This is a genomic window from Mycobacteroides sp. H003 (genome assembly GCF_001440135.1).
Classification (GTDB): Bacteria; Actinomycetota; Actinomycetes; order Mycobacteriales; family Mycobacteriaceae; genus Mycobacterium; species Mycobacterium gwanakae.
This window is the reverse complement of sequence record NZ_LJYL01000017.1, coordinates 57,270-65,261: the sequence shown is the minus strand read 5'-3', so window position 1 is coordinate 65,261 and position 7,992 is coordinate 57,270. Positions and strand designations below refer to the sequence as shown.

Below are 7,992 nucleotides of genomic sequence, written 5' to 3'. Positions count from 1 at the left end.
ATGGCCCACCCCACTGGGACGGCCCCGCATACACCGCAGCCCAGCACACCTCCAACACCCTGCACACCAAACGCACCCAACTACACACCGCCCACACCGCCGCGATCACCGCCATGTCCACCGGCCCCACGATCGCCCACACCGCCCGAACCTCCCTGGCAGCCATCGAAACCGCCTGGCGCACCGACAAAAACACCTACGGCCCCTTCGCCAACACCCCCGAAGGCCACGCCGCACTCCTACGCGCCGGAAACACACGCATCGCCGAAACCCACGCCCTAGTCGTCGACACCGCAACCCAATACGGCCAAGCCGCCACCGGCGTCGACGCCGCCACCGAGGACCTCCCCAACACCGACGACCACCCATCCACCCCCGACAGTCCCAACGACCCCTCACACCATCACCACGGCGACAACCCCGACGACCCCAACGCCCAAGACCCCACCGATCCCACCGATCCCACCGACCAGCACGACACACTCCTGGCCGCCCAACCAACAACACCCGCGCGCAACCCCCTGACCTCCAGCCAAACACCCATGCCAGCCGGCGCCTCACCCATGCAACAGATGCCCCAAATCCCACAAATGCCCGCCGGCGGATCACCCACCAGCGCACTAAGCGGCTTAAGCTCCGCGCTGCAACCCCTCACGCAAGCGGCCACAGCAGCCACCGCCGACGACCCCACCTCACAACGAGACAAAGACAACACCGACCACGACCCCAGCACCGGCGCCAAAGTCGTCCACAACGCCGACCGCGCGCTCGGACTCCCCTACATCTGGGGCGGCGGCAACACCGCGGGCCCCACCGGCGGCGGATTCGACTGCAGCGGCCTATCCCAATGGGCAGTCGCCCAAGCCACCGACGGCCAAGTACTCCTACCCCGCACCACCTACGACCAGATCAACGTCGGCCAAACCATCGACCCCCGCGACGCCCAACCCGGCGACCTGATCTTCTCCAACTTCTCCGCACCCGGCGTCCCAGAACACGTCCAGATCTACGCCGGCGACAACAAAGTCATCGAAGCCCAGCAGTCCGGCGTACCCGTCAAATACAGCAGCGCCCCCACCGGCTCCATCGTCGTCAAACGAGTCGTCTAAACCGGTCACAGCACCGCCTGCGACCTGCGTAATCACGCCACAAACCACGCTGTGGCACTAACTCGCCTGCCACCGATGGGCACCAGCCGCCAGCGCCTAACGACCCTGTCCGCCGCAACCAGGACACAAAACCTGCATTTCCCCATTTCAGGGGCCTATCTGGTAAAAAAGGTTGGTCGTCGATTTTCCATTGTCGGCAGGTTCAGGTTCTACGTCAGGCCAACGGTCGATGATGGTCGCGAACACATTCCGTACGGGCTTCTTACCTTCAACCGCCCGGTGCGACTCAACTTTGTCACGAGCTATGGCTTCTCACTCGCGTTTAGTCTCTTTTCTTCCCGGAAGGAAGCTGTTGAGTACTGGGGCAAGCCACGTGCTGCGCTTGTCAAACCCGATCTGGTCGCCGATCGCATCTAACTCAGCGGCCTGCTCGAGAGTGGGCTTGAAAGTGACCTGTGCGCTGCCACCACCGATGTACTTCACTGTCGACGGATCAGAGGAGAAGCCCGGCGCCGCCGGCGCAGTGTCGTACTTGGATTGTTCGATGATCTGAGCCAGTTTGTCGCGCTGGGACGACACCGCACGCAGCACCACCTGCACATTGGTGAGCTTGTTGTCGTACCGGAATTTCTCAAAGCGCTTCTTGACACCCTCAGCGACGTAAACACCGCTGATCGGCTTGCCCTTCTTTACCGAGCCGAGCTGACTCGATTGACGCACTGAAATGATCGACGCGGGCGGAGCGACACCGACAAACTCGTCCCCTGTTGACTCGAGCCCAGGCTCATCGGGCGGCACGTCTTCGGAAGTGGGCGGCTTCGCGGTGGGAGACACCGGCGGGGTCGGCTGCGCAATCAGGTTCGCCAACGCTCCGCCGCCGCGGCCACGAGCGGGGGCTGGCGCATTCAAATCAGACAGGTCCGTCGACGGTACGTTTTGCTCTCTCAGACTCATGGCCACACTCCTTGTTCAATCATTTCTGCTTGTCGATTCGCAGCCCTGGTAAGGACCGCTTCGGCCAGCGCGTCGTAGTCCTGGGCTACTGCTCGCGCGGTCTCAGCGATCAGCTTTGGGTTGTTCTTGAGTTCGGCATCGAGTTCATGAGCCAGCAGGCCGTACATCACGGATTGATCCGCGACCGTCTCGGCGTGCCGCACGAACTCATCGAGAAGTACGTCGCCGCTCTGACCAAGGTCCGCGCTGACACGCTTCCTCAACTCGCGCCTAATCTTCTTGGAGCCCGAACCTGATCCGAAAACGAACACAGCCAGCAGCATCAGGTACGGATTGTGCTCACGCATCTCGCGGATATCGCGGGCGATATCTCGCAAACCTATCCGAGAAAGACCATCAGTCTTCATCGGAACGATCACGAATCGGGCCGCACCCAAGGCCAATCTGAGCAGCGTCTGATTCTCTGGTGGCGAGTCAATGATGATCAGACCGTACTGATCAGCCAGCTGCACTAGGGCAAGCGCTAGGCCAAAGTGAGAGCGGAACACACCCGCATGCGTGCCAGCCTCCCCCTGCAGCACCGAGTTAATCATTCGCACGTAGTGCCCACCTGCGACGACATCCAGGCCTGGCCGCACATCCTTAATGGGTGTCAGGGGCACGCCGGTGGTTACAGCACTGAACAGGTTTCGTCCCTGATCATCTTGCTCGGTATTCGCATAGCCGAGCAGATGACCGATATTGCCCTGACCATTGAGGTCGACAAGCAGGACACGCGCACCATCCAAGGCAACAAGAGCGCCCAAGTGTGCAGTCGTGTTCGACTTACCGACCCCTCCCTTACCGTTGCCCACCACGTAAACACGCGACAAGCGTGAGTAGTCGACCACCGGAACTTCGGGTAGTGACGACACTACTGTGTTCATTGTGAAAGCCTTTCAACCAGCGAAGATGTTCCACCGGATGCGGAGTCGGGACGATTGGTTCCCATACCGCTTGGAGTCTAATGCGTCTTGCCACGTGCACAACCCCCATAGAAACGGCATGTCGCACGTCATGATCGGCCATGCAGAGCACCTGATGCCAGACGTAGCAAAGGGTGTTGTTGCGTACCGATCCGCCAGCCAACTGGCATGCGATCATGCTGTCCGTCCTAGACATTTGATGTGCTGTCCTTGCGTTAACCGCCGTGCATATGTTGCGAACCGTTTCGTCATATGCCCATGTGAAGGTGCTTTGCAAAGCCAGCACCACCGCCAGCCATACCGCCAGCTAGTAGGCCACCTGGGCAGCCAGTACCACAGCCAGTCGAGCTATGTGTGACGCAGCCGGTTAGCGGCTTGTTGAACAATTCGTAGCAAAGGTATTTGGACAGCTATGTAGCTCTCGGTTATACACCTGGTTGAAAGAGTTGACCTATTAGGTTGTGACTAAACTGTTACATAGGTAATGCGGCAAGGCCTCTGCGATGCCAGCAAGTTGGTACTCGTAGTTATCGTTATCGAAGCTATTTAGCATGACATCGTTTTGGTAGTTCTAAAGGCAACCTGAACAGCCCTTTGAGGGGCAACGCGCATGGTTGGCGCATGTATGCGACGCATGGCGAATAAAGCCATGGTGTCAAGAGGTGTATGTCACACGTTATGGTCAGCATGTCGGCTCGCCTGCGGTTCAGTGACTAGCAACATAATTGCATCGAAACGGCTTGCGGCAATGGAGCTGACGCGCGAACCACTGACCTGCGCAAATACCAGCATGGGTGCGACTAGGCATGGCCTCGGAACCCGCTTCCGGGGCCTCACATCGACGCTGACGCTCGCAACGACTTCTCCGCCACCCTCTACCGCACCACCCGAAGATGGGCGCCCAGGCGCGGCCTGGTGTCGTTTCCGCTGTTCCAGGCCGCGAGTGCGGGTGGCTTGTTCGTGGCACCCGGGGAGCCCTGCCACAAAGGTGGAGCCAGATGGGACCGCGGCGAAGCAGACAACGGAATGTCCAGACCCCAGGCGTCTCTTGCGGCAGCAGCATCAAACAGAGCGAGATCAGTGGGAGCAACGTCAAGGCAGGACGAGCAGCGCAAACCGAGATTGCAAAAACGACGGCGGGCCTGATATCGGCGCATTGCCCGATTAGTAGTTCCAAGTTCGCAGCATGCTGGCCACGCTCTACGCGCCCTACCGAAGGAGCGGCAGCGGTACGCGCTTCGTCACTCGGCTGCGTTCGCCTCCACGAGCTGCGCCACCGCAAGCGCTTCTGTGCCCGACGCCTGCCGCGCACCTCGCACCGTGTTCATATTCTCGACACTCGTATCGATCACGAATCGAGAAGTAAGGCTCAACGCGCGACCGACTTGCCTGGGCGTGGCCCATTCATCAGCCGGAACGACATCTCCTTGACCCTTGCGTAACAAAATCGCGGAAACCGCGTCATCACTTGGGTTTTGAACGTCCAGGATCTTGTCGTTGTATTGAACGTTGGTACCGATGCTGCGTGTAATGCTTTGTCCGGGGCATCCTTTCCACAGATCAACCGAGCGCACGAACCATTCCTTGGCAGCGTCTTCGCTCTGAAACGCGACGACATACACCAGCACTACGTATTTGTTTCGTGCCCAAGGCTTCTGGTCGTCCATCGGATCCGCAGAATCATCGGTGTACCAACGTTCCATCGCCACCGAATCAGCGCCGCTGATATCGGCCACCCGGTCCGATAGCGATGCAACTGGCTCGCATTCGGAGCTTTTCGGCTCAGAATTCCTCGCCAATTCCACCCACTGCTGACCCGAATAATATCCATTCACAAAAACCTTCATCGGTGCTCGCAGGACAGACGACAACTCGGCTGTATCAGGTAGCGTCTCAAGCGCAGAAACCTGACGGCCCTGCCCAGCAACCGGGGTACCGGGCACACTGCACCCGGCCACCAAAACTGCCGCCACAAACACGATGGCCACCGCACGCAGGCACTTTCTAGGCATAGCCAGATACTAAGACCATGCCGCTCGTTCTTGTGGGCGAGCTCCTCTTGAGAACGTCCCGTTACCAGCCTTAGCGTCGGAACTGAACCTGCATCACTGGCTCGACCACGATCTGGTGATCGGCGATGTCGGATCTAGCGGGAACAATCAAGTGAGCAGGGGAAGGCGCAATGAATGATTTGACGCAGGTATGGATGTGCGCAGTCAACTGCGGTCTGTATGAGACCGATGAGGGCCCGAAGCTGCTGAACATCGCCTCGGGTCTGGAGCCGCACATGGTTTCGCGCGCCGAGGCGTTTCGCGACCTGTATGCACGGATTCTGTTGGTGGATCTGGACGGCGACCCAGCGCGCTGTGCCGCCCTGGGGCCGGTGATCGAGAAGAAGCGCCGGCAGGCGCCTTCAGCGTGGGCGGCACAGACGTGGCGTTTGTCCGCAGAACTGCTGGGGCGCGTTATCGCCCTGATTGCGCAGGCAGGTGCTGACCGAGACGAGGCGGCCCGGCGGCATCTTGTGGCCGGTGCCCGCCATAGCACCCAAAGCGTGATCCTGGGGCAGTTGATGCCCGACTATCAGCGTGAGCTCGACACTGAATTAGCTGCCGCACTTGCTGATACAGGATCAGAAGGTGGGAATCAGTGAACATTGGTTCTAGTCCAAGCGTCCGAATTGAAGATGTCGAGGTCGCCAATAACGTGGTGCATATCGTCGGCTGGTGGCAAGGCCTGCTCGACGATCTGCATATCAAGGTTCCACGTGGGTTGTGTGGAGAGTCGCTGGCCGGCGAAGACTCCTCTGAAGGTGAGGAAGTGCCGTGCCCTGGCTGCTGGCAGATCAACGGTGGTCCGGCCACCGGACGACGCGTACCAGCCCGCCAATACGCACCGTTGATCGGGCCGCCACGGTGACCGGGAACCTGGATTTGGATGATGTAGTCGCGCTGTCCCGAATCGTCGAACACCTCAGCGGGTCCGCGCTGGCCCCGCAGCAGTCTTCGGCGCTGCGCACGGCCTACCGCCACGCGGCCGACAGCCCCGCTGGTGCGACATTGCCCGCGATCGCGGCGGTGCTTGCCAAGGCGGCGATGTGATGCTGCGTCGCCACCGCCGAAAAATCTGGAAGCTGGTGGCCCTGGTGGCGGTAATCGCGGCCGGGTGGTGGGCCACCAACGGCACATTCGGGGCATCATCGGTCACCAACAAAGTTCCCGATGTCGCGGACGGTTTCGCGGCGCAGATAGTCAAGGTCGTCGATGGCGACACCATAGACGTGTCCTCGTCCTCGACTGCCCGGGGCCGTCTGCGGCTACGGATCGCCGGAATCGACACCCCTACGAAACCGTCAAACCCCGCTACAGCATCGGCTGCGGCGGACCACAAGCCTCCGAATACGCGAAAACCCTCCTACCCAAAGGTGTCTCAGTCACGGTCGTCACCGACCCCCATGGCGACGCCCACGACCGCTACGGCCGCACCGTGGCCGCGATCATCTTGGCCGACGGCCGCAACTACGCCATTGAAGCTGCCCGCGCCGGACACGCCCACGCCTACATCTACAACCACCGGCCCAGCATCTGGGCGCCGCAGATCGCCTCCGCTGAGACCGAGGCTAAGACCGCTGGCCGCGGGATCTGGGGTGCCCCGTGTTTCGGCAACACCGCCTCAGAGCCCCTCAGATGAGGTCACACCCAGAGACAGACTGGTGCGAACCCGCATACACAGACGAGGGTTTGGAAGCGGTGGTTGATACCGCCGCGGCCGATGCCCTGATGTCCCGAATCGCCATCACATTGGCCACCTCCACCGCGCTCAAAGGCCGCCCCGACGCAGTGAGGCGGAACTGGCGCGTCCTGATGGCCCGCCATAGATGGCCAAACCTTGGACCAGATCGCCGCCGCCGAAGGCCGGTCGCGAGAGTGGATCCGGCAGATTCTGCGTCAAACCCGCCAGATCGTCGCAGCCAAACCCGGCTTGTTCGACGGATACGGCAGTTTGGACCACGCCGCCCGCTGCCAGGTGTGGAATTGCCGCCGCGAGAGCAGATCCTGGCGCTGCGGATACACCAACGACCCCCCGAAAACATTGGGTCTACAGCGTTGAGCTCCAAGTGCGCAAAACCCAGACGAGGGTCGCTGAACTACGAGCGCAACTCGATTCCGTCGAGTGAATATCGTGTTTCGGGTTGACCATCAAGGAAGCACAATCCTGAGTGCCTTGCTGATCGCATTCATCGTCGACGGCGACAACGCGCCTAACAACTCGGTGAGCTCGTCGTGATAGAGCTGCACGATGTCGTCGACGAGCACAAACCCCACCAGCGGGTCCGCTGCAGTCAACGTCACCACCGTCGGCAAATGAGCATTCTTGCTGGTCGTTGTGATACGCGCCGCCAGCACAGTGTCTAGGTTTCGGTTCCTGGAGTTGTTACTGAGAATCACCCAGGGCTTTGCACCATGTCCCAGATCGACACGGTAAGCCTGACTACGCAGCGCACGACTCACAGATGTGTCTCGGTTCGTTCCGTGTACCGAGCGCGAGCCGCCAGGCGCTCGGCATGGGCACCCTCAGCGTTGAACTCCTGCGCGAGCTGGGAGTACCCGCCTTCCAGGGCATGATTGCGCACCGCCTCGACACCGGCCTGAAGAAGCACTCGAAGGACTGCCGCCTCGGACTTGATACCGGCTTGGCCGCGTAGTTCTGCCCACTGCCGCAGCACTTCAAACGCATCAGAGTCTTCATCCAGATATGGAGCGATAACCGCCTCGTCAACGTCTTTCAGGATCAGACTTACCCTCTTGCTCATACACTCAAAGATACACCTAAAACAAGTGCAAAATCAGGCGTAAACATGCTTCCGCCCAACAATTCAGTTCGCGACCTGCATGGATAGTTCTCTGTCGGATTCCGTGCTAAGCGCTTAGACTTGTTATCTGCGACGACCAGGGAGGCGCTCG

The 7,992-nt window shown here is 60.4% G+C and carries 11 protein-coding genes; 6 read left to right on the top strand and 5 right to left on the bottom strand.

Annotation, left to right across the window (positions count from 1 at the left end; translation table 11 throughout):
- A partial coding sequence (locus tag AOT87_RS12590) for a C40 family peptidase (RefSeq protein WP_057980221.1) occupies positions 1–1,109 on the top strand: 1,109 nt, incomplete at its 5' end.
- A gap of 312 nt (positions 1,110–1,421) precedes the next feature.
- On the opposite strand, the gene AOT87_RS12585 is transcribed toward AOT87_RS12590, so the two are convergent.
- The 3 genes from AOT87_RS12585 to AOT87_RS27840 all read right to left on the bottom strand — a co-directional run bounded on the left by AOT87_RS12585 (position 1,422) and on the right by AOT87_RS27840 (position 5,016).
- Positions 1,422–2,063 (bottom strand): hypothetical protein, encoded by a 642-nt coding sequence (locus tag AOT87_RS12585; RefSeq protein ID WP_057970050.1) that lies wholly within the window; start codon positions 2,061–2,063, stop codon positions 1,422–1,424.
- The gene (locus tag AOT87_RS12580) at positions 2,060–2,989 is read right to left on the bottom strand and encodes a ParA family protein (protein ID WP_057970049.1); all 930 of its coding nucleotides are present in this window, start codon (positions 2,987–2,989) and stop codon (positions 2,060–2,062) included. Before AOT87_RS12580 ends, AOT87_RS12585 begins: the two co-directional genes overlap by 4 nt.
- Positions 2,990–4,269: 1,280 nt before the next feature.
- Positions 4,270–5,016, bottom strand: coding sequence for a sensor domain-containing protein (locus AOT87_RS27840; RefSeq protein ID WP_157859013.1), 747 nt, complete (start codon positions 5,014–5,016; stop codon positions 4,270–4,272).
- Between the two features lie 194 nt (positions 5,017–5,210).
- On the opposite strand from AOT87_RS27840, the gene AOT87_RS12570 reads away from it, so the two are divergent.
- From AOT87_RS12570 to AOT87_RS28685, 5 genes are all read left to right on the top strand, one after another.
- A complete protein-coding gene (locus tag AOT87_RS12570; protein ID WP_057970047.1) occupies positions 5,211–5,681 on the top strand; it encodes a hypothetical protein in 471 nt (156 codons plus the stop codon).
- The gene (locus AOT87_RS12565; RefSeq protein ID WP_131727582.1) at positions 5,678–5,947 is read left to right on the top strand and encodes a hypothetical protein; all 270 of its coding nucleotides are present in this window, start codon (positions 5,678–5,680) and stop codon (positions 5,945–5,947) included. Before AOT87_RS12570 ends, AOT87_RS12565 begins: the two co-directional genes overlap by 4 nt.
- The gene (locus AOT87_RS12560) at positions 5,944–6,129 is read left to right on the top strand and encodes a hypothetical protein (RefSeq protein ID WP_057970045.1); all 186 of its coding nucleotides are present in this window, start codon (positions 5,944–5,946) and stop codon (positions 6,127–6,129) included. The genes AOT87_RS12565 and AOT87_RS12560 overlap by 4 nt, the downstream gene beginning before the upstream one ends.
- Positions 6,080–6,718 carry a thermonuclease family protein gene (locus AOT87_RS28365; protein WP_346425709.1) on the top strand — a complete coding sequence of 213 codons (639 nt, stop codon included), beginning with the start codon at positions 6,080–6,082 and terminating at the stop codon, positions 6,716–6,718. The genes AOT87_RS12560 and AOT87_RS28365 overlap by 50 nt, the downstream gene beginning before the upstream one ends.
- A gap of 198 nt (positions 6,719–6,916) precedes the next feature.
- The gene (locus AOT87_RS28685) at positions 6,917–7,138 is read left to right on the top strand and encodes a hypothetical protein (protein WP_131727583.1); all 222 of its coding nucleotides are present in this window, start codon (positions 6,917–6,919) and stop codon (positions 7,136–7,138) included.
- A gap of 89 nt (positions 7,139–7,227) precedes the next feature.
- On the opposite strand, the gene AOT87_RS12550 is transcribed toward AOT87_RS28685, so the two are convergent.
- Entirely contained in the window at positions 7,228–7,539 is a 312-nt protein-coding gene (locus AOT87_RS12550; protein WP_057970043.1) for a type II toxin-antitoxin system PemK/MazF family toxin, read from the bottom strand.
- Entirely contained in the window at positions 7,536–7,841 is a 306-nt protein-coding gene (locus AOT87_RS12545) for a hypothetical protein (protein ID WP_057970042.1), read from the bottom strand. The genes AOT87_RS12550 and AOT87_RS12545 overlap by 4 nt, the downstream gene beginning before the upstream one ends.
- Positions 7,842–7,992 lie beyond the last annotated feature (151 nt).